Origin of the sequence: Mesorhizobium sp. B2-3-10, assembly GCF_006442275.1 — a bacterium.
Taxonomy (GTDB): Bacteria; Pseudomonadota; Alphaproteobacteria; order Rhizobiales; family Rhizobiaceae; genus Mesorhizobium; species Mesorhizobium australicum.
Genome location: NZ_VFVT01000008.1, coordinates 223,166 through 242,232, shown reverse-complemented (window position 1 = coordinate 242,232; position 19,067 = coordinate 223,166). Strand labels below are relative to the sequence as shown.

Below are 19,067 nucleotides of genomic sequence, written 5' to 3'. Positions count from 1 at the left end.
TGGGGGCCAGGCGGCATTGCCGCCGCCTGGCTATGCCGCTTACTGGCTCGGCGCCATCGCGTGTTCGCACGACACTTTCGGGTTCATGTCGGCGAACGTGCCGGTCGGGTTGCCTTTCCAGGCCCAGACATGCAGTTCGTAGAACTCACCCAGGCCATAGCGGTTGGGCGCGCTGTTGAAGTTGAACAGCTGTCCCTCGAGCGACGCCGGCCCCTTCGAGGTGATGTATTCGACCGCCACCAGCTTCAGCGTGCCGTCGGCCATCGGCTCGTACATCACCGCTTCGGGACGGGCGATGTCGATCTTGTCGTCCTTCAGGTACCCGCCATTGACATAGTGGATGCCCATGGCGCCGCCGGTGATGCCGCTGGCGCAGGGAATGGGCGCATAGCCTTCCGCCGTCGCGGCGTTGACATCGAGAAACCGGCTGTTGGCGGCCCGCACCTTTTCGGCCAGCGGATTGGCACCGGACGCGGTTTCAGCCGCCTCCTGATGCGCCTGGGCAAAGGTGGTGCAGGCGGCCAGAATGGCCCCTGCCACGAAAAGTCCGTTGCGAAAATCGCGTATCATGTTTGTTCCATTCTTCTTGAAAAAGCACAGCGGGCCGGCCGCCGAAAATACGGAGGCCCGGCAGGCAAGCGCCGTGGCTGTTGTTGCTTGGTGATCCCGGATACGGTGCAAGGAATGCCGGGAGAGATCATCCCTTCGGCAGATACGGGATCGTTCCGGCCAGATCGGTGTCGTCGATCAGCTGGAAACGGCTGTCGCTGCCGCCCTGGCGGGCCGAAACGAAGGGCGCGTAGGCCGGATCGGTGGTGAAGGCGCGCGCCGCTGCTTCCGACGGGAACGCCATCAGGGCGATCAGCGTGGTGTCGAGCGGCTTGCCTTCGAGCGTCTTCACATTGCCGCTGCGCGACAGATATTTGCCGCCATGCTTGTGGACGAGGTCGTGCACCGAGGCGGCATAGGCCGGCACCCATTTCGGGTCCTTCATCTTGATGTCGGCGATAACGTAAGCAGTCATTGTCGTCTCCTGGCTGCGGCGCACAGGGATATCCCGTGCAACCGTCCAGAGGGCTCGCATAGCGGGACCCGAGCCGACCAGTCCGCGATCTGTATTAGGCCGGTACAGTTTCTGTACTCGCCGCTTCAATCACGAAGGACTAATGTTGCCCGCAGGTTCTAGGGAGAGGCACGGTCATGACCCAGCACGGATACAAACAGTTCTGCCCGCTATCGATGGCCGCCGAGGTGCTGTGCACCCGCTGGACGATGGTGCTGATGCGTGAGCTTGTGGCCGGTTCGACCCGTTTCAACGACTTGCGCCGCGGCGTGCCCAAAATGTCGCCGACCCTTCTGTCGCAACGGCTTAAGGAGCTCGAGCTGGCGGGGATCATCGAGCGCAAGGAGGTCCCGGGAGAAAAAGGAATTTTCGACTATCGGCTGACGGAAGCCGGCCGCGATTTGCGCCCGGTCGTCGAGGCGATGGGCTTCTGGGGGCAGAAATGGGTCGAGTCCCGGCTGTCCCTCAAGAACCTCGATCCGTCGCTGCTGATGTGGGACATGCGGCGCAATTTGAACCCCTCGCCGCTGCCGGAAGGACGAACGGTGATACAATTTCTGTATCAGGAACTCCCCGCCTCCAAACGCTCCTGGTGGCTGATCGTCGAAAAGCACGGCGAAGTCGATCTGTGCTGGTACGATCCGGGCTTCGACGTCGACCTCTATGTCTCGACCGACCTGCACACGATGACGGCGATCTGGATGGGAGTGCTCACCGTCGAGAAGGCCGGCCCGAAGGTCGCCCTGACCGGCGACCAGGCCATCGGCAGGAAGATGCAGGCCTGGCTGGGGCTGAGCCCGTTCGCGGTGGAACCCAAACGCGCGGCGTAGGAGCCGGTCCCGTCTGTGCAGGCGTCTCGGCTGCGCTCACATGCAACATCCCGGTTCCAATCACGCGTGCGCCTCCTGACAGTTGTCAGGAAACGGGTGGCGAGGCCGGCTTTTGGCGGCTTCAATGCCGGCCATGTTCATCACCCTGGCCAAACATCTGCAACCCGCGCCGCTGCCGGTGGCCGACGATCCACGCTGGGCGCGCATTGTCGCCCGCGACAAGTCGGCCGACGGCGCATTCTGGTATTCGGTGGCGACGACCGGCGTCTATTGCCGGCCCTCCTGTCCGTCGCGGCGCGCCAACCCCGCCAATGTCCAGTTGCACGACACTTTACAGGCGGCGAAGGCGACAGGCTTTCGCCCATGCCGGCGCTGCAATCCGGAAGGCCCTTCGCTCGAGGCCGCCAACGCCGCGATGATCGCCGACGCCTGCCGCAGGATCGGGCAGAGCGAGGTTGAACCGTCGCTGATCGAACTGGCCGATGCCGCCGGCCGCAGCCCCGGCTATTTCCACCGCATTTTCAAGGCGGTCACCGGGCTGACGCCGAAGGATTATGCAGCGGCCCGGCGTGCCGCCCGGGTCCGCCAGGGCCTGGAAGACGGCGGCAGCGTGACATCGGCGATCTACGATGCGGGCTTCAATTCGAGCGGGCGCTTCTACGAGAAATCGACCGGCATGCTCGGCATGACGCCGACGCGCTATCGCGCCGGCGGCGCCAACGAAGAGATCCGCTTCGCCGTCGGCGAAACCTCGCTCGGCACCATCCTGGTCGCATCGAGCCGGAAAGGCGTCGCCTCGATCCTGCTCGGCCAGGACCCCGACGCGCTGGTGCGCGACCTGCAGGACCGTTTCCCCAAGGCGCGGCTGGTCGGTGGCGACAGCGACTACGAGGCGCTGGTGGCCCGCGTCGTTGGCCTCGTCGAGGCGCCGGCGCTCGGTCTCGACCTGCCGCTCGACGTGCGCGGTACCGCGTTCCAGCAGCGCGTCTGGCAGGCCTTGCGGGACATCCCGGCTGGCCGCACGGTTTCCTATGCCGAGATCGCCGGCCGTATCGGCGCGCCGAACGCAACCCGCGCCGTCGCCGCCGCCTGTGCCGCCAACGCCCTCGCGGTCGCCATCCCTTGCCACCGTGTGATCAGGAAGGATGGCGTCCTGTCGGGCTATGCCTGGGGCGCCGAGCGCAAACGCGCGCTGCTCGACCGCGAGGCCGGCGATGCTGCGGACAATGCCTCGCGGTCCTCGCGGGCCTGACGGCAATGCGCGCGATGGCCAGTTCTTCCACCACCGGTGCGAACGGTCAGGTCGCCAACGGCGCTGCCGTCAGCCTGGAGGACGCGAAGGCGCTGGTGTTGGCCGTCATCGGCACGCTTGTCGAGGATGGCAAGGCCGAGTGGAGCCGCACGACGACCGGCGAGTTCGAGCTGCGGCTGATATCAGGCGAAGTTTTTTTGCTGGACGAGGTCGGCGTCACCCGTGTCGCTTGAGGCGGTCCAAACCGCACTTGCTTTCGCCGTTCAGCCTCCTGGATTGAATTTGAAAGCAAGCATCGGAGTGAGCGGCACCAGCCAGTTCGTTAGGGTCAAGGCATAGACAGGAGTGAAGGCAATGAACCACATTCAAACCGATATGCAGGCGACAACCACCAGCGTCCTTGACACCATCAGCTACGCCATCGGCCAGTCCGCGCTTGGAAACATCCTGGCGGCGCGCAGCCCCATCGGCGTCTGCGCCATCCTCATCGGCTCCGACGCCGGCACGTTGCGGCAGGACCTCGCCAACCGCTTCCCCGGCAGGGTGCTGCTCGAAGACGCGGCCGGCCTGCGCGATGATCTCGCGGCGATAGCGCGCTTCATCGAAACGCCCGGCGCCGGTCTCGACCTGCCGCTCGACATGCGCCACGGCACGCCCTTCCAGCAGCGCGTGTGGGAGGCGCTGCGCGCCATCCCATGCGGTGCCACCGTCACTTACACCGCCCTAGCCCGGCGCCTCGGCATGCCGGATGGCGCCCGCGCCGTGGCGACGGCCTGTGCCGCCAACGCCGTCGCGCTAGGCATTCCTTGCCACCGGGTGTTGCGCGCCGACGGCTCGCTGTCCGGCTACCGCTGGGGCATCGAGCGCAAGCGCGCCTTGCTGGAAAGGGAGGCCGCGATATGAACGCCGACGCCAGGGTCGCGCCACCGCTGGTCGCAGCCGCCGAGACACGCATCACCGCCTATGACTGGCCGGCGCTCGCCACCGAGCTCGACAGCTTCGGCTGCGCGGTGATGGAAAAGCTGCTCTCGGCCGATGAGTGCCGGCAACTCGCCGGCCTCTATCCCCAGGAGCAACATTTCCGCAGCCACATCCACATGGCCAGGCACGGTTTCGGCAAGGGCGAATACCGTTATTTCCGCTATCCCTTGCCCGATCTGGTCGGCGGCCTGCGCGGCGCGCTCTATCCCAGGCTGGCCGCGGTCGCCAACCGCTGGAACGAGCGCATGGGGATCGCCATGCGCTACCCCGCGACGCATAGCGCGTTTCTCGACCAGTGCCATGCCGCCGGTCAGGTCAGGCCGACGCCGCTTTTGCTGCAATATGTGCCCGGCGACTTCAACTGCCTGCACCAGGACCTCTATGGCGACCTCGCCTTCCCGCTCCAGGTGGCGATCCTGCTTTCCGAGCCGGGCGAGGATTTCACCGGCGGCGAGTTCGCGCTGACCGAACAGCGGCCGCGCATGCAGAGCCGGGTCGAAGTGGTGCCCTTGCGCCAGGGCGATGCGGTGGCTTTCGCGGTCCACAACCGGCCGGTGCAGGGCACGAAGGGCAATTACCGCGTCAACCTGCGCCACGGCGTCAGCCGCCTGCGCTCCGGCATGCGCCACACGGTCGGCATCATTTTTCACGATGCGAAGTGAGCGCCGGCTCATGCTCCCAATAGGGCGGATCGCCGAAAGCGTTGCGCAGCCATGCGGTAAGTGCGCGCAGTTTGGCGGATCCGCGCCGATCCTCGGGACAAGCGATATAGATGGTGGCTCCTTCAGGCTCCGCACCCACATCGACGACCGTCAATCGCTTGTCGGCGATCTCGGTGCGGATGAAGTAGGCGGGGAGCAGCGCCAGGCCCAGGCCGGCAAGCGCGGCGTCGCGCATCAAAATCCCATTGTTGACGCGCAGCGCGGTTTCCGGGCGGATCGTCACCAGCCGCCGCGAAATCTTGAACCGCCAGTCGGCGGCACCTCGGATGGAATAGATGATGCCCTTGTGGCGCTTCAAGTCATCGGTGGTCACCGGCAACCCGAATTGCTCGGTATAATCCGGCGAGGCCACCAGGAAGCGACGGCTGGAAGCCAGCTTCTTGACGATGACAGGTCCATCTTCGACGACCGGCCCATGACGCACAACGGCATCGTAGCCATCGGCCACCATGCTGACGAAACGATCCTCAAGATCGAGCGTCAGTTCAATTCCCGGGTGCTTGGCCAGGAAGCCATATAGCGCCGGGCCGAGATGGAGGATGCCGAAACTGGTCGGCGCCGATATCCTGAGCGGCCCGGCGAGTTCGCCGCGGCGCTCGGCGATTTCGGCGCGGGCATCGGCCACCTCCTGCATGATGCGCTTGGCGCGCTCGTAAAAACCTCGTCCCGCCTCGGTGATGGAGAGTTTGCGGGTGGTGCGGTCCAGCAGCTTTGTGCCGAGGCCGCGCTCCAGTTCCGACAGTCGCTCGCTGATGACGGATTTCGACAGGCTCATGCGCCTGGCCGCTTCGCTGATCGAACCGGATTCCGCTACGGCGACAAACGCGGCGGCCGATTCGAGCTTCAGCATTGTTCGGCTTTCCCAAATTCACCATCAGGCGACAGCCACCTAACGAAATCAAGGACATGGTGCCATAATTGTGCAGGTCGCGATACCGCGGTCACAGAACAAAAGCTCGGAGAGTGCAGCATGTTTCGTCCGTTCGTTGTCGTGCTTGGTCTGCTGGCCATGAGTGTTCCGGCCTCTGCGCGCGTTGTCGCGTTTCCGGCCGGCTTCAAGACGCAGACGATCGAGACCAACGGCACCAGCCTGAACGTCCGTGTCGGCGGACAAGGGCCGGCGGTCGTGCTGCTGCATGGTTTCGCCGACACCGGCGACATGTGGGCGCCGGCTGCGATAGCGTTGATGAAGGACCACACCGTGATCGTGCCGGACCTGCGCGGCATGGGCCTTTCGGCGCATCCCGACGACGGCTACACGAAGAAGAACCAAGCCGTCGACATCGCCGGCGTGATGGACGCGCTGAAGATCGACAAGGCCGACCTGGTCACCCATGACATCGGCAACATGGTCGGCTATGCGCTGGCCGCGCAGTATCCGAAGCGCATCACCAAATGGGTTGTCATCGACGCGCCGCTGCCGGGCATAGGCGACTGGGACAAGATCAAGCAGAGCCCGCTGCTGTGGCATTTCAACTTCCGCGGCCCCGACATGGAACGGCTGGTGGCGGGCCGCGAGCGCATCTACCTCGACCGCTTCTACAACGAATTGTCGGCCGATCCCAAGAAAATCGACGAGGCGACGCGCGTCCACTACGCCAAGCTTTACGCCCGGCCACATGCCATGCACGACGCCTTCGAGCAGTTCAAGGCATTCGACCAGGATGCGATCGACAATCAGGCGATGCTCACCACGGGCGGCAAGCTGACCATGCCAGTGCTCGCGGCGGGTGCGGAAAAATCGGCCGGAACGACGCAGGCCGACATCTTGCGGTTGGTCGCCAGTGACGTGACCGGAGCCATCGTGCCTGCATCGGGCCATTGGATCATGGAGGAAAACCCGGACGCCACCGTCACGCTGATTACAGACTTCCTCGCCAAGTAACAGCACCGCTTCAGCCACCGCTGCGGGCTCAGCCAGGGCCGACCTTTGTAACGATGAAGCCGAGCGGGAGCGCGCCCAGCAAGGGTGCGGCCCGTCGCGGCAATGGGAGACATTCTATGCCGTTAACGCATTTCCTGGCTCTGGGAACCGCCGTTCTCCTGACGGCGACAGCACCGGCGTCAGCCGCCGATGTCCCGAAGAAAACGGTCGTCCTGGTGCACGGCGCGTTCGCCGACGGATCGAGCTGGAGCAAGGTCATTCCCTTGCTGCAGGCCAAGGGGCTCAATGTGGTGGCTGTGCAAAATCCGTTGAGCTCGCTTGCCGCCGATGTCGACGCAACCATGCGCGTCATTGATGCCCAGCCGGGTCCGGTCATTCTCGTCGGTCACTCCTGGGCCGGCGTCGTCATCAGCCAGGCCGGCGTGAACGACAAGGTCAAGGCGCTGGTCTACGTCGCCGCCTTCGCGCCAAAGGGCGTGTCGATCAACGAGCTTGGCAAGGGTCAGCCGCCGCCCTGGGCAAGCGCGCTGCAACCCGACAGCGGCGGCTATCTCAGGTTGAGCGCCGAGGGTGTCGCCAAATATTTCGCGCAAGACCTGCCGCCGGCGGAAATCGGGGTGATCGCCGCCACCCAGGGACCAGCCTTCTCCGGTATCTTCGACGAAAAGCTCACCGCGGCCGCGTATGAGACAAAGCCGAGCTGGTACATCGTCGCCAGGCACGACAGAATGATCCCGCCGGCGGCCGAGGCCGCGATGGCGAAGGCGATCGGCGCCAAGGTCACCGAGTTGCCGACCAGCCACGTCGCCATGCTCGCCAAGCCCCGCGAAGTCGCCGATGTTATCCTGGCGGCGGTGGACTCGGTGAAGTAGGCAGGGAAACGATACCGGCGAGGAGGCCAGGATAGATCCCCTCCGCGTTTGCCATCTCCAGGATCCACGGGCAGGCATAATAGTCGCTGATGCTGTCGATCACCCCGCCCGTGGCGCCGATCCGGACCAGATATGCCTGCCGCCAGACCTCGCCATATTGCCTGTCGACGACCAGCACCATCTCCCCTTCGAACGCGCCTGGCCGCACGCGCCAGGGCAGTTCGCTGCGCTCATATTCGACGAAGTAGGGCGAACCCGACAGCAAGCCGCTGTAGCAGTCCGACACCTGGAGGCGTGCATCGGCGCTGGTCAGTGCCCGCACGCCGTCCCAGTCCCTGGCGTTGAAGAGCGCGACATAGCGATCAAGCAGCCGCTCCAGCTCGGGATCGTGTGGCGGCGCCGCGGCCGGTTGCGCGGGTAGAGCGGCGAGCTTGGCGCGGCCGCGATTGAGCGCCGATTTGACGCCGCCCGGTGTCGAGCCGACCAGCTCGGCGATCTCCTCCAGCGAATGGTCGAAAACGTCCTTGAGCAGCACGCAGGCGCGCTCCTTCCGTGGTAGATGCACCACCAACCGCTCGATGGCGCGGCCGGCGCCCGGACCGGCCGGCTCGACCGGCTGCACCACGTCGTTGTCGGCATAGAAGGCTTCGGCCGCGTGCCGCGTGCGGCGATTGCGGATGAAATCGATGCACCTGTTATGCGCGATGCGAAACAGCCACGGCCGCAGCGCCTGCGCATCGTCGAGCAACTCGATCTTGCGATAAGCCTCGAACAGCGCCTCCTGCATGATGTCCTCGCCATCCAGCGCCGAGCCGGTCATGCGGGCGCAATAGCGATGCAGCCTGACGCGCAGATGCGAAACCGTCTCCAGGAACGCGGCATAGCGCAGGTCGAACACGCGGTCGGGCTCAGGCCAGGCCCGCATGCCTTGTGCCGTGTCGGGGGATTTGCGGATCTGCTGGTTCATCGCGGCACGTAGGTCAGGGTCACCACGCCATTGGCAAAACGGTTGATGTCGACCAGTTCGAGATCGATCGGCCCGACGTCGTCGAAGGCGCGCTTGCCCTGCCCGACCCATGTCGGCACGATCGACAGATGATACTCGTCCACCAGCCCAGTGGAAAGCAAGGTGCGGTCGAGCTGCGACACGCCATATTTCAGGATGTCGCCCCCCGGCTGGCGTTTCAGCGCCGCGAGCGCCTCGGCGACGTCGCCCTCGATCAGCGCGGCATTCCACGACACCGTCTTCAGCGTCGTCGAGGCGACCAGCTTCTTCAGGCCGTTGATGCGGTCCATGTACGGACCCTTGGCCCCGGGCCAGCGCGCGAAGAACATCTCGTAGGTGGCGCGGCCAAGCAGGAAGAACTCGACGTTCGAAAGCGCCTGCAAGGCATGGTCCACATTCTCTCCGACGAAGAATGGCGAGGCCCACGTCATCGGCGCCTCGATGACGCCATCCAGCGAGACGAAACTCGACACGATCAGCCGCCGCATGCTCACGCGGCCTTTTCGCTGGTCTTCTCACCGGCGGCCGGCAGCCCCAGTCTCGGCCGCACCCAGGCGGCGAAGCGGGCAATGGCGTCATCGGCCTCCGGCGCCCGCCCTGCCATCATCTGGAAGGAGTGGAGCATGCCGTCAAAGACGTCGAGCCGCGTCTCGACCCCCGCCTGCCTCGCCCGCTCGGCGAACATGCGGCTTTCGTCGACCAGCGTCTCGTCGGCGCCGGCCTGCAGGAAGACGGGCGGAAAGCCGGAGAGGTCGGCGTAGAGCGGGCTGACTTCGGGATCGCGCCGATCGGCATCTCCGATGAAGTTGGCCGCCAGCCAGTCGACGGCTTCCCTCGCGAAAGCCGGGTCCTTGTCGCGGTTGGTCTCGTAGCTGGCGCCGGTCAATGCCATGTCGAACCAGCCGGAGATGATCAGCGTGGCGACCGGCAGTGGCCGCCTTTGCGCGCGCAGCCGCTGCAGGACGCCATAGGTCGGCACCGCGCCGCAGGAGTCGCCGGCGATCACGATCCGCTTGGGGTCGAAGCCTTGGTCGACGAGCCAGTCCCAGGCCGATGTCGCGGCCTCGAGCTGGGCCGGATGCTTCGCTTGGTGCGCCAGCGGATAGTCGTAGAGCAGCGCCCGGCAGCCGATGGCCTTGGCGAGATGACCGACCAGCTTGCGGTGCGTGTAGATCGAGCCGCCGATGAAGCCGCCGCCATGCGCGTAAAACAGCACCCGCTGCTCGTCGGCGCCTTTCGGCACGACCCACATCGCCGGCACGCCGCCGGCGTCGACGTCGATATAATCGACGCCGCCCGGTTCGCCGGTCAGCGCCGTCCAATTGACGTCGTTGTAGTCGATGACCGCCTGCGGGCTGGTCAACTTGCCCGCATTGGCCGCGAGCGCGGCGTAGTGGTTCCTGTTTGCCTGACTTTGCATGCTCGCCATGAGTGTTTCTCCGTGGTTGCCGATCGCGGTCCGGCGCGACCTTCAGGCAAGAGACGGACGGGCAGGCAAAAAGGATACGTGCCGACCTGCGTTTTTTCGGCGGCCTACGCCCCGCCCCGCAACATCGCCGCGTGGCGTTGGGCGAATTCGACGAACGGCGTTGCGCGCACGCCGAACATCTCGTGGGTGGCCAGATGCACCCGCGATTTCGGCCGCCGCAGCCGCTCGGCCAACTGCTCGTCCAGCGCATCGGCGAAGTCGGCGGGAACGCCGGCGCCCAGCAGGTTGCGCCGCCGCTCTTGCGGGCTGATGTCGACGTAGCGGACCGGCTTGCCGATCGCCTGCGAAATCCGCGCCGCGATGTCGCTCATCGTCAGCGCTTCGGGTCCGGTCATGTCGAGGCTCTCGCCTTCATGGCCGCCATCGCGCAGCAGCCGGACGGCGACCTTGGCGATGTCCTCGACATCGACCGGCGACAGTTCGGTGCCGCCAAGCGCCAGATAGAAGGCGCCCTCGGCGGCGATGGTCGGCGCGTCGCGCAGATAGACCTGCATGAACTGGCTGGGGCGCAGATGCGTCCACGCCATGCCGGCTCCTTCGAGATAGCGCTCGACCTCCTCATGCATGCGCGTGAAGCGGAACTTCGTCGCGTCATAGCCGATGTTGGATTCGGCACCGGAAAACTTCACCACGTGCGCGACGCCGGCCTGCTTGCAGGCGTCGATAAAACGGCACTGCGTCTCGACCATGTCTTGCGCGGCGGTCGAAATCATCAGCACGCGATCGACACCATCGAGAGCCGCGCCAAGCGTCTCCGCCCGGCGCATGTCGCCGTCGACCAGCTCGACGCCGGCAAGTCCGCCGAGCCCTGCCGCGGATGCCCGGTTAAGATCGCGAACCAGCGCCCTCACTTGATGCTTCTGCCGCGCGGACTCGCGCACGATTGCCTTGCCGTTCAGGCCGGTGGCGCCTGTCACCAGGATCATCTGTCTCTCCATTCAGCGTTGATGCGGCCGCCCTTCCGGCGACCCACCTTGAAGACGAAGAGAAGCGGGCAAAGGATTCCGGCCAAACGTCTTTTTACCGGCGTGCGGCCTGCACGCCGGTAATCAGCCCGCTGGCGCGTAGCGGCTGACCACCATGCCGCAGCCATAAGCCTTCGAGCCAAGCAGAAGCAGGTTTCGGAACCCGCCTTGGTCGAAGATGCGGCGGCCGGCGCCCAGCACGGCCGGATTGACGAACAGCTGGAACTCGTCGACCACCCCGGCCGCGATCAGCGCCGACGCAAAGCCGGCCCCGCCGAAGACGGCCATGTCGCCGCCCTCACCCGCCTTCAATGCGTTGACTTCGCGCGGCAGGTCGCCGCTCACCACCGTCGTGCGCTCCCATCGCGAGGTCTCGAGCCTGTCGCTCGGCACCACCTTGCGCGCTTCGACGATACGCTGGGCGAAGGCATAGAACGGATCGGCCGGGTATTTCCGCGCCGCGTTGCCCCAATGGGTGAGGTAACCTTCCTCAGCCATCTTGCGGCTGAGCAGGATGGTGTCGATGCCGGCAAACACCGCGTTGAAATCACGCTTCAGCTCCTCGTCCCAACCGATGTCGTCGCCCCATCCCCAGAGTTGCCAGGGGTGGTTCTCATTGGCACCGACAAAGCCGTCGACCGACATCTGCATCTGAAGGATCAGCTTTTTCATCGGGTTCTCCTCGTTTCCGGATTCCAGGCAGGAAGGATCACGCCGCGCTTTGCGAACGGGCAAAGGCTTGTGCCCAGCTCTCGAAAGTGGTCGGCGTGGCGTTGCGGATTGACGGTGCCTCAAGTGCCCAGCGTTCACCCTTGTTGAAACTCGCCGCCGTTTCGCCGAGCGCATCGGCAAAGCTCGGTGACAGGCCGTTGGCGATCATCCCGGCGCGCGCCTCAGTGAATGGAGCCGCCTTGTAAGTGACCTGCCTCCCCATCGCGCTGCCCAGGATCGCGGTGGCCTGCTCGAAGGTATAATAGCCGCCGCCATGCAATTCGATGATCCGCTCGCTTGGAAAACGCGTGGCGTCCAGCAGCGCGGCGGCGCGCTGGCCGAGATCGCTGGCAGCAATCAAAGGCATCGGCAGATCGCCCCGGAACGGCGTCATGAAGATGCCGGAAGCGGCCTGCTGGACAAAGCCCATGCCCTTGGCGAAGTTCTCCATGAAGAATGAGGCGCGCAAAAACACCAGTTCGTCGAGGCCGAGCGGCGCCAGCCGGTCCTCCATCAAGACGGCGCCGAGCGAAGTTCCCATCCTGAGATGGGCGTTGAGGCCGCTGAGCAGCACGACGCGGCGCACGCCTGACTTCGCGATCGCCGCCGCCAGCCGCGCGCCGACTTCATCTTCGAAGCGATGAAGATCCGGCGCCGTGACGTCGAACGGAATCATTACATAGGCGCTGTCGGCGCCGGAAAAGGCGGAGGCGAGCGCGTCGCTATCGTCAAGCGCGACACCCAGGCTGCGCGCCACGCCGCGCACAATATGCCCCCGCTCGGTCAGGACCTGTGCGACCGTCTTGCCAACCTCGTTGGTGGCCCCGATGACCACGACGGTTCTTGGTGTGCTGATTTTCGCGACGGCCTGGCTCATGACGTCCTCCTGCTGGCCAAGTTGCGATCTAACGATTTACTTTTGGAAGCGTTTGACCGACGGAAAGAACGATGTCAATAGTAAAGTGATTTAAAAATGGAACCATAGAGATGTCAACGCGTGAAAGATCCGGTTGCCCGATCAGCCTGTCGCTGGAACTGCTCGGCGATCGCTGGACGCTGCTCATCATCCGCGACCTGGTCTTCGCCGGCAAAAAGCATTTTCGCGAGTTCCTGCAATCCGATGAAGGCATCTCCTCGCGCACATTGGCTGAGCGGCTGCAGACGCTGCAGGACGAAGGCATCCTCACCCGCAGCGACGACCCTAGCCACGGGCTGAAAGCGATCTACCGGCTGACCGAAGCCGGCATCGATCTCCTGCCGGTGCTGGCCACGCTCGGCGCCTGGGGCAGCAGGCACCGCAAGTCCGACGACAAACTCGCCCGCATCGCCGACGAACTGGCGGCCGGCGGCGAGCCGGCGCTGGAACGGATGAAGGCGGCACTGCGGGCGGAGCATGTTGTCTAGGAAGTGGCGCTGCCTCCTTCCGCCCTGTGGAAAAGGAGGCACTTTACGCGCCTCGGTTACGCCCAAAGGACACCGATGCAGCAAAAACCCAATTGACAACGATCTCTGTTTGTTCACTATATGTTTCTGTCTATCAGCAATCGCGGATGAGCGGAACAGGATGGAAACGACGGCCACCATCCTGCATGCCGATCTCGACGCCTTCTATGCCTCGGTCGAGCAACTGCTCGACCCGTCGCTGCGCGGCAAGCCGATCGCGGTTGGCGGCGGCGTGGTACTCGCCGCCTCTTACGAAGCGCGCGCCTTTGGCGTGCGCGGCGGCATGCCTGGACGCAAGGCGCGCGAGCTTTGCCCGCGATTGATCTTCGTCGGCGGCAATTTCAGCCACTACCAGCAGCTGGGCGACGCGGCGATCAAGGTGCTCGACGATTTCACGCCGGTGGTCGAACGCATCTCCATCGACGAGGCCTTCGCCGATGTCGCCGGCTGCACGCATCTGTTCGGCTCCCCGCGGGAAATCGCGACGGCGATCCGCGGCCGTGTGCGGGCCGAACTCGGCCTGCCGATCTCGATCGGCGTGGCGCGCACCAAGCATCTGGCCAAGATCGCCTCGCAAGTCGCCAAGCCAGACGGGCTGGTGGTGGTCGAGCCCGGCACCGAGCTTGCCTTTCTGCACGATTTGCCGGTCTCGCTGATGTGGGGCGTCGGCCCGGCAACCAGGGCGCGCTTGGCCGAGATCGGCGTCGAGACCATCGGCGAGCTGGCCCGGACCCACAGCGGCGCCCTGACCCGGCTGCTAGGCCCCGCGGCCGGCGAAAAGCTCGCGGCGCTGTCGTGGAACCGCGATCCGCGCAAGCTGCAGACGAAGCGCCGGGCGCACTCGGCCGGCGCGCAATCGGCGCTCGGGCAAAAGCCGGCCGTGGCGCGAGTGATCGTGCCGACACTGCTGCATCTGGCCGATCGCGTCGCCAGCCGGCTGCGCGCCAAGAACCGCCCCGGCCGCACGGTAACCGTGCGCGTGCGCTTTGCCGATCTCAGCGCCGTCACGCGCTCGATCACGCTGGAACAGCCGATCTCGGCGACCGCCATGCTGGCCGAGATCGCAGGGGATTTGGTGCGCGGCGTGCTCGCCGAGCATCCCCGGGAGAAAACGATCTCGCTGCTGGCGATCTCGGTCTCGCACCTGGAGGAGAGCGCCGAACTGCAGCTCGACCTGCCGCTCGGCCTCGCCGACGAGAAGCGCCGCCCGGGCAGCCAAAAAGGCCTCGCGCGCTTCGGCGCCGACCGCGCCATCGACAAGATCCGCCAGCGTTTCGGCAAACAGGCGGTCGGCTACGGTACGGTGGCCCTGGAAGCGGCCCGCTCGGTGCCCGACGCATTCAGGGAACTGGCGGAAAAGGAGCTTTGAGTGGAAAAGGGACTGTCCCCGACGGCGCGCCAACCGACACCATGGCGCGCTTCGCTACTGTCGGGCCGACGCTGCACCGACCCCATAGAGTTGCCCGCCTCCCGGCACGGCGCCTGTTTCCGTCCCGCCGCGCTCTGTAAACACAAGGCCGGAGCCCGGCACGAGATCGCGGATTGTGCGCGACGTAACGATCTCGCCCGGCAAGGCTTGGTCGAGCATCAGCACTGCTTGGTCGATGGCGGTGCCGGTTAAATCACCGTCTTGCTTTTCGCACTCGCCAATATGCACCGCGGCACGGACGCCGAGGCCGGATGGCTTCAAACCGTCGCGGATCGCCATGGCGCATTGGATCGCCCGCGTCGGACGCTGGAAGGCAGCGAGGAGGCCATTCGCGTTGCGCCGTATCTCCCTGCCCTGGGCCAGTTGGACTTGATCGCAGATCGCGTCGACATATCCCCGCCTCAAATCCTGGCCATCGGGGGACGCGGATGGCGAGGTGATGTCCACGCAGAGAATGGTGACCAGCACACGCTCGCCGGGTGCCGCCGGCAAGGTGCCGCTGACAAAGGACTGAATCTCATCGATCAGGCGATCGGAGCCTTCCCCCCAGATGACATGGTCGTTGCCCGCGAGCTCGATGTAGCTCGCTCCCGGTATGTGTCTCGCCAGGTAGCGCCCCTCCTCGGCCTTGACCCAGCGATCGCCCGTTCTCTGAACGATTAGCGTTGGAACGTGGATGGCTCCCAGTATCTCCCGAACGTCGATTTCGGTGCTCCAGTACCACAGCGAGATCGCATCGGCGGGCGAAGCTGAATTGCGCAGGAAGGCCGCGAACCATTCGCGCTCGAATGCATCGTTCATCAGGCTGGGCGCGGCATTGCTGAGGTCGGCCGGCTCTCCCCATTCGCGCTCGATGGCGACGAGTTCTCTTTCCACCTGCGCCTTGGTTTTGGCCCAGGGGTAGTCCGGCGCCCATACACCTCGGGCATAGGTCCCGTTCAAGATGAGGGCTGCCGTGCGTTCAGGATAGGTCGCGGCAAACAGCATGCACATGCTGCCGCCCTCGGAGCTGCCGAACAGGACGGTACGCTTCGAACCGACCGCGTCCAGGACCGCGCGCACGTCTTCCATACGCTCTTCGAGCGTCGGCAGGCCGACATTGCGATCCGACAGTCCGGTGCCACGCTTGTCCATCCGGATCAGCCGGCAAAAAGAGCCGAGACGGTGCAGGACATGCGCCAGCCTGGGCGATGCCCAGGCAAGGTCGAGATTGGAAACCCAGCCTGGCACATAAATGAGGTCTACGGGGCCGTTGCCCGTTACCTGATACGCGATGTTGCTGCAAGCCGATTTGACATAGTGGGTCGGCGGCGATGCAGCCTGAGCACCGGGCGCAACCGGCCCGGCGGCTGCTGGAGCAGCCGACGCCGTGCGTCGGGCCCGAAGCTGTTCATAGAGCTGCCTCGTTTCCGGTTCCGGCTGAACACGTAGCTGCCGCTGCAAGGCGTCGCGGCAGAGCTCATATTGTTTCAGCGCCAAATTGACGCGGCCCTGGGCCGCACAGGCCCGCATCAAGGCCCGGTGGACGTCTTCACGCAGCGGCTCCCAGGCTAGCAAGCGTGTCGCCGCCTGCACGCAGGACGCCAGATCGTTCTGCGCGAAGTAATGCGCGACGAGCTTTTCCAGCACCAAGACGGCCGTGGCCCGCAGCCGTGCGCGTTCGATCCGCAGCCAGTCCTCGAAGGGTTCCTCCTTCAGGCTGAAGCCATCGAGGAGATCGCCTCGATAGAGGCTGATGGCCTGCTCAAGCTGCTCGGGTGCCGCCTCGGCGGCCAGCACCTCGAACCGGGCGACGTCGAAATCGAGATCATCCAGCGCCAGCATGATGCTGTCGCCATCGGTCAGGAAGCGAACGCCATGGGCCGAGGGCATAGCCTTCCTCACGACAGAAAGAGCCTGCCGAAGGTTCATGCGTGCCTGCGGCTCGCCGGTGTCGCCCCACAGCAGGGCGGCAAGCTTTTCGCGCGAGAGGGAATGCCCCGAATGGATCGCAAGATAGGCGACCATGGCGCGCGCCTTGCGGGTGAAGGACGGGGCCACGGCACCGCCAGCGAAATCGAACCCACCCAACAGTGAGAGGCGCGCCATCGGATCCACCACAGCTTCAGCGGCAATCCTTTACCGGTGCCGATACCAATTCAACCGGCTTTCCGCGTCGCGCGACGCTTTTCACGATTTCGTCACGCTGGCGCGAACGCGATTCCGACGGGTGTGTCGCACGGTGCTGCTGACAACTGTCATGGAGAATACCATGCTGCTCCCGCACCCAACAGACTGGCCGCTCCTGTTTTACGGCGATCCCTGGCTTACGTCGCGGTCTCCGGACCGGGTCGCGCCGCAGCGCCACGACCTGGCGCTGGCGGGGTACCTGGACAAACAGGCGGCCAACCGGGAGGCGATGAATCGCCGGCCAGGCCTCCTCGGCCGCCTTGTCGACAAGATCCGCCAGCCTTTCGGCAAACAGGCGGTCGGCTACGATACGGTGGCCCTGGAAGCGGCCCGCTCAGTACCCGACGCATTCAGGGAACTGGCGGAGAAGGAATTGTGAGCGGAGGAGCCCTCCCCGTCGCTCACGCTTTGCGGATCGACGTCCCGAACCAGGCGGCGCGGTGGTCGTCACCAGCGCCGGCTTTCAATAGGTCTTCTTCACGGCACGCCCGTTGGGCGGCGGAGTCAGTTTGCGGATCGTCGACATCGCTGCAATGATCGAGGGAAAGAGCGGAGGCGCCCGATGTTCGGGGCCTTCTAAAGAGAGTTGCCGGGTGACTGTCCTCGACAAGGCAAAGCAATGGGCGAGAGCCATCAAACGCGATGTGATGGCCCTGTGGCTGGCCGCCCGCGATCCTCGCGTTCCCTGGTACGCCAAACTTGCCGCCGGCATCGTCGCCGCCTACGCGCTCAGTCCCATCGATCTGATACCCGATTTCATTCCCGTACTCGGATATCTGGACGATCTGATCATCGTGCCGCTTGGCATCCTGCTCGCGGTGAAGTTGATCCCCGCCGATCTGATGGCGGAGTTTCGCGCGGAGGCCATTCGCCGATCGAGGCCGACCAGCCGCGGCGGCCTCGCATTCATCGTCGGAATTTGGGTTCTGATGGCCGCCGCGCTCATCTGGTTATTCTGGCCAGATCGCTCGGCCTGATATGGATTTCAGGCTGGGCGTTTCCCGTCGCCCGGCAGACCACGAATGAAGTTGGTCGCCTGGTCGAAAGGTTCCCCACGTCAAAGCCTAGCGGTGCCGAAAATCCGGTCCCAGAATAGCGACGTCACGCCGAAATTGGCGTTGTCGTCGATATGGTGGTGCACCGCGTGGCGGCGCTTGAGCGTGTAGAGATAGCTCGGATGGGCCGGATGCCAGTGATGGATCATGTGGTGGACGCTGATGTACCAGAGATAGCCCAGCATCAACCCGCAACTCACGGCGCTGGCGGTCGCGAAGTCGGAGACCATCCAGACGGGCAGGAACGCCACCAGCGCGTGCACGCCCAGGCTGAGCCAGGTGGGCGTGCCCACCGGACTGCGCTCCTCGACATGGTGACGGTCGTGCAGGTCCCGGATCCACGGGACGTGGTGCAGCACGAAGCGGTGCAGCACATATTCGATCAGCGTCCACAGGCCAAGGCAGATCAGCATCGTGCCGACCCAGTCCGGCGCGCTTTCTTCTCCGGCCTCGATCAGTCCGGCCACCCCCAATATGGCGATCACCAGGGGATAGACCACGAAGTCGCTGTAGTAGCCGATCAGACCCAGCTGCATTCGGACGCCTCACCTGATTTTCGACGCCGCCCCAGAAACGATGCTATCAGTTTGCCGGACTCGCGTATGAGGTGCAATGCGGATGCATCTGACATAGCGTCGCAATTTCCAGGTGCAAGATCGGCAGCCATGATCGCTCAGAATCGGCCGGCTTCGCACCGGTGCCGCAAACGGACATGCAAACATGGCAAAACGCAGCGCGGGTCTGCTGATCTATCGCCGGAGCGATGATGGTATAAGGGTGCTGCTGGTTCATCCGGGCGGCCCCTTCTGGGCAAAGAAGGACGATGGCGCCTGGTCGATCCCGAAGGGCCTCGTCGACGGGGATGAGGACGAATTGGCGGCGGCACGACGCGAGACCGAGGAAGAGCTCGGCATGAAGGTCGAAGGCCCCTTCGCTCGCCTCGGCGACTACAGGCAGCCGGGCGGCAAGATCGTCATCGCCTGGTCGGTCGAGACCGACATCGATGTGGCCGCCATCAAGAGCAACACCTTCACCATGGAATGGCCGCCGCGGTCCGGATCGATGAAGGAATTCCCGGAGGTCGACAGAGCCGGCTGGTTCACCTTGGCCGAAGCCGGGGTGAAGATTCTGCAGGGTCAGCGCCCGATGCTGTCGGACTTGGCGGAACAGTTGGATATCGAATAATTGCCGACGG

General features: G+C 64.9%; 23 protein-coding genes. 12 read left to right on the top strand and 11 right to left on the bottom strand.

Annotated elements, in window-relative coordinates; all coding sequences use genetic code 11:
* Positions 1–39 precede the first annotated feature (39 nt).
* Complete coding sequence (locus FJ943_RS23580) at positions 40–570, bottom strand: hypothetical protein (protein ID WP_181174614.1); 531 nt, start codon at positions 568–570, stop codon at positions 40–42.
* 127 nt (positions 571–697) lie between these two features.
* Positions 698–1,024 (bottom strand): DUF1330 domain-containing protein, encoded by a 327-nt coding sequence (locus FJ943_RS23575; protein ID WP_015316997.1) that lies wholly within the window; start codon positions 1,022–1,024, stop codon positions 698–700.
* A gap of 176 nt (positions 1,025–1,200) precedes the next feature.
* Between FJ943_RS23575 and FJ943_RS23570 the strand changes: the two genes are divergently transcribed.
* The 5 genes from FJ943_RS23570 to FJ943_RS23550 all read left to right on the top strand — a co-directional run bounded on the left by FJ943_RS23570 (position 1,201) and on the right by FJ943_RS23550 (position 4,788).
* The gene (locus tag FJ943_RS23570) at positions 1,201–1,893 is read left to right on the top strand and encodes a helix-turn-helix domain-containing protein (RefSeq protein WP_140725352.1); all 693 of its coding nucleotides are present in this window, start codon (positions 1,201–1,203) and stop codon (positions 1,891–1,893) included.
* Positions 1,894–2,026: 133 nt separating this feature from the next.
* Entirely contained in the window at positions 2,027–3,145 is a 1,119-nt protein-coding gene (gene ada / locus FJ943_RS23565; protein ID WP_140725550.1) for a bifunctional DNA-binding transcriptional regulator/O6-methylguanine-DNA methyltransferase Ada, read from the top strand.
* 14 nt (positions 3,146–3,159) lie between these two features.
* Complete coding sequence (locus tag FJ943_RS23560) at positions 3,160–3,378, top strand: hypothetical protein (protein ID WP_224526894.1); 219 nt, start codon at positions 3,160–3,162, stop codon at positions 3,376–3,378.
* Positions 3,379–3,499: 121 nt separating this feature from the next.
* Positions 3,500–4,048: a methylated-DNA--[protein]-cysteine S-methyltransferase gene (locus FJ943_RS23555; protein ID WP_140725349.1), complete on the top strand. Its 549-nt coding sequence runs from the start codon at positions 3,500–3,502 to the stop codon at positions 4,046–4,048.
* Positions 4,045–4,788: a 2OG-Fe(II) oxygenase gene (locus tag FJ943_RS23550; protein ID WP_140618029.1), complete on the top strand. Its 744-nt coding sequence runs from the start codon at positions 4,045–4,047 to the stop codon at positions 4,786–4,788. Before FJ943_RS23555 ends, FJ943_RS23550 begins: the two co-directional genes overlap by 4 nt.
* Here FJ943_RS23550 and FJ943_RS23545 read toward each other — a convergent pair.
* Positions 4,766–5,698, bottom strand: a complete 933-nt coding sequence (locus FJ943_RS23545; protein ID WP_140725347.1) for a LysR family transcriptional regulator — start codon at positions 5,696–5,698, stop codon at positions 4,766–4,768. The two genes, FJ943_RS23550 and FJ943_RS23545, sit on opposite strands and share 23 nt — an antisense overlap.
* Positions 5,699–5,818: 120 nt before the next feature.
* On the opposite strand from FJ943_RS23545, the gene FJ943_RS23540 reads away from it, so the two are divergent.
* Both FJ943_RS23540 and FJ943_RS23535 read left to right on the top strand, forming a co-directional pair.
* On the top strand, positions 5,819–6,733 hold the full coding sequence (locus FJ943_RS23540) for an alpha/beta hydrolase (protein ID WP_140725345.1): 915 nt from the start codon (positions 5,819–5,821) through the stop codon (positions 6,731–6,733).
* 116 nt (positions 6,734–6,849) lie between these two features.
* Positions 6,850–7,605, top strand: coding sequence for an alpha/beta hydrolase (locus FJ943_RS23535; protein WP_140725342.1), 756 nt, complete (start codon positions 6,850–6,852; stop codon positions 7,603–7,605).
* Here FJ943_RS23535 and FJ943_RS23530 read toward each other — a convergent pair.
* From FJ943_RS23530 to FJ943_RS23505, 6 genes are all read right to left on the bottom strand, one after another.
* Positions 7,574–8,572 carry a sigma-70 family RNA polymerase sigma factor gene (locus FJ943_RS23530; protein ID WP_140725340.1) on the bottom strand — a complete coding sequence of 333 codons (999 nt, stop codon included), beginning with the start codon at positions 8,570–8,572 and terminating at the stop codon, positions 7,574–7,576. The genes FJ943_RS23535 and FJ943_RS23530 overlap by 32 nt on opposite strands.
* Entirely contained in the window at positions 8,569–9,099 is a 531-nt protein-coding gene (locus FJ943_RS23525; RefSeq protein ID WP_140725548.1) for a dihydrofolate reductase family protein, read from the bottom strand. Before FJ943_RS23525 ends, FJ943_RS23530 begins: the two co-directional genes overlap by 4 nt.
* Before the next feature lie 2 nt (positions 9,100–9,101).
* A complete protein-coding gene (locus FJ943_RS23520) occupies positions 9,102–10,040 on the bottom strand; it encodes an alpha/beta hydrolase (protein ID WP_140725337.1) in 939 nt (312 codons plus the stop codon).
* A gap of 104 nt (positions 10,041–10,144) precedes the next feature.
* Positions 10,145–11,026, bottom strand: coding sequence for an SDR family oxidoreductase (locus FJ943_RS23515; protein ID WP_140725334.1), 882 nt, complete (start codon positions 11,024–11,026; stop codon positions 10,145–10,147).
* A 123-nt stretch (positions 11,027–11,149) separates the two neighbouring features.
* A complete protein-coding gene (locus FJ943_RS23510) occupies positions 11,150–11,737 on the bottom strand; it encodes a dihydrofolate reductase family protein (protein WP_140725331.1) in 588 nt (195 codons plus the stop codon).
* 37 nt (positions 11,738–11,774) lie between these two features.
* Positions 11,775–12,653 (bottom strand): NmrA family NAD(P)-binding protein, encoded by an 879-nt coding sequence (locus tag FJ943_RS23505; RefSeq protein WP_140725329.1) that lies wholly within the window; start codon positions 12,651–12,653, stop codon positions 11,775–11,777.
* 110 nt (positions 12,654–12,763) lie between these two features.
* On the opposite strand from FJ943_RS23505, the gene FJ943_RS23500 reads away from it, so the two are divergent.
* A complete protein-coding gene (locus FJ943_RS23500; protein ID WP_140725326.1) occupies positions 12,764–13,180 on the top strand; it encodes a helix-turn-helix domain-containing protein in 417 nt (138 codons plus the stop codon).
* 160 nt (positions 13,181–13,340) lie between these two features.
* The gene (gene dinB, locus FJ943_RS23495) at positions 13,341–14,588 is read left to right on the top strand and encodes a DNA polymerase IV (RefSeq protein ID WP_140725324.1); all 1,248 of its coding nucleotides are present in this window, start codon (positions 13,341–13,343) and stop codon (positions 14,586–14,588) included.
* Between the two features lie 54 nt (positions 14,589–14,642).
* Here the strand turns inward: dinB and FJ943_RS23490 are convergent, their stop codons facing one another.
* Positions 14,643–16,736 carry an alpha/beta fold hydrolase gene (locus FJ943_RS23490; RefSeq protein ID WP_140725321.1) on the bottom strand — a complete coding sequence of 698 codons (2,094 nt, stop codon included), beginning with the start codon at positions 16,734–16,736 and terminating at the stop codon, positions 14,643–14,645.
* A gap of 163 nt (positions 16,737–16,899) precedes the next feature.
* On the opposite strand from FJ943_RS23490, the gene FJ943_RS23485 reads away from it, so the two are divergent.
* Both FJ943_RS23485 and FJ943_RS23480 read left to right on the top strand, forming a co-directional pair.
* Positions 16,900–17,196 (top strand): hypothetical protein, encoded by a 297-nt coding sequence (locus FJ943_RS23485; protein ID WP_140725318.1) that lies wholly within the window; start codon positions 16,900–16,902, stop codon positions 17,194–17,196.
* Between the two features lie 214 nt (positions 17,197–17,410).
* The gene (locus FJ943_RS23480; protein WP_140725545.1) at positions 17,411–17,794 is read left to right on the top strand and encodes a YkvA family protein; all 384 of its coding nucleotides are present in this window, start codon (positions 17,411–17,413) and stop codon (positions 17,792–17,794) included.
* 80 nt (positions 17,795–17,874) lie between these two features.
* On the opposite strand, the gene FJ943_RS23475 is transcribed toward FJ943_RS23480, so the two are convergent.
* The gene (locus FJ943_RS23475) at positions 17,875–18,408 is read right to left on the bottom strand and encodes a sterol desaturase family protein (protein WP_140725315.1); all 534 of its coding nucleotides are present in this window, start codon (positions 18,406–18,408) and stop codon (positions 17,875–17,877) included.
* Between the two features lie 184 nt (positions 18,409–18,592).
* Between FJ943_RS23475 and FJ943_RS23470 the strand changes: the two genes are divergently transcribed.
* Complete coding sequence (locus FJ943_RS23470) at positions 18,593–19,057, top strand: NUDIX domain-containing protein (RefSeq protein ID WP_140725312.1); 465 nt, start codon at positions 18,593–18,595, stop codon at positions 19,055–19,057.
* The last annotated feature ends 10 nt before the right edge of the window (positions 19,058–19,067 follow it).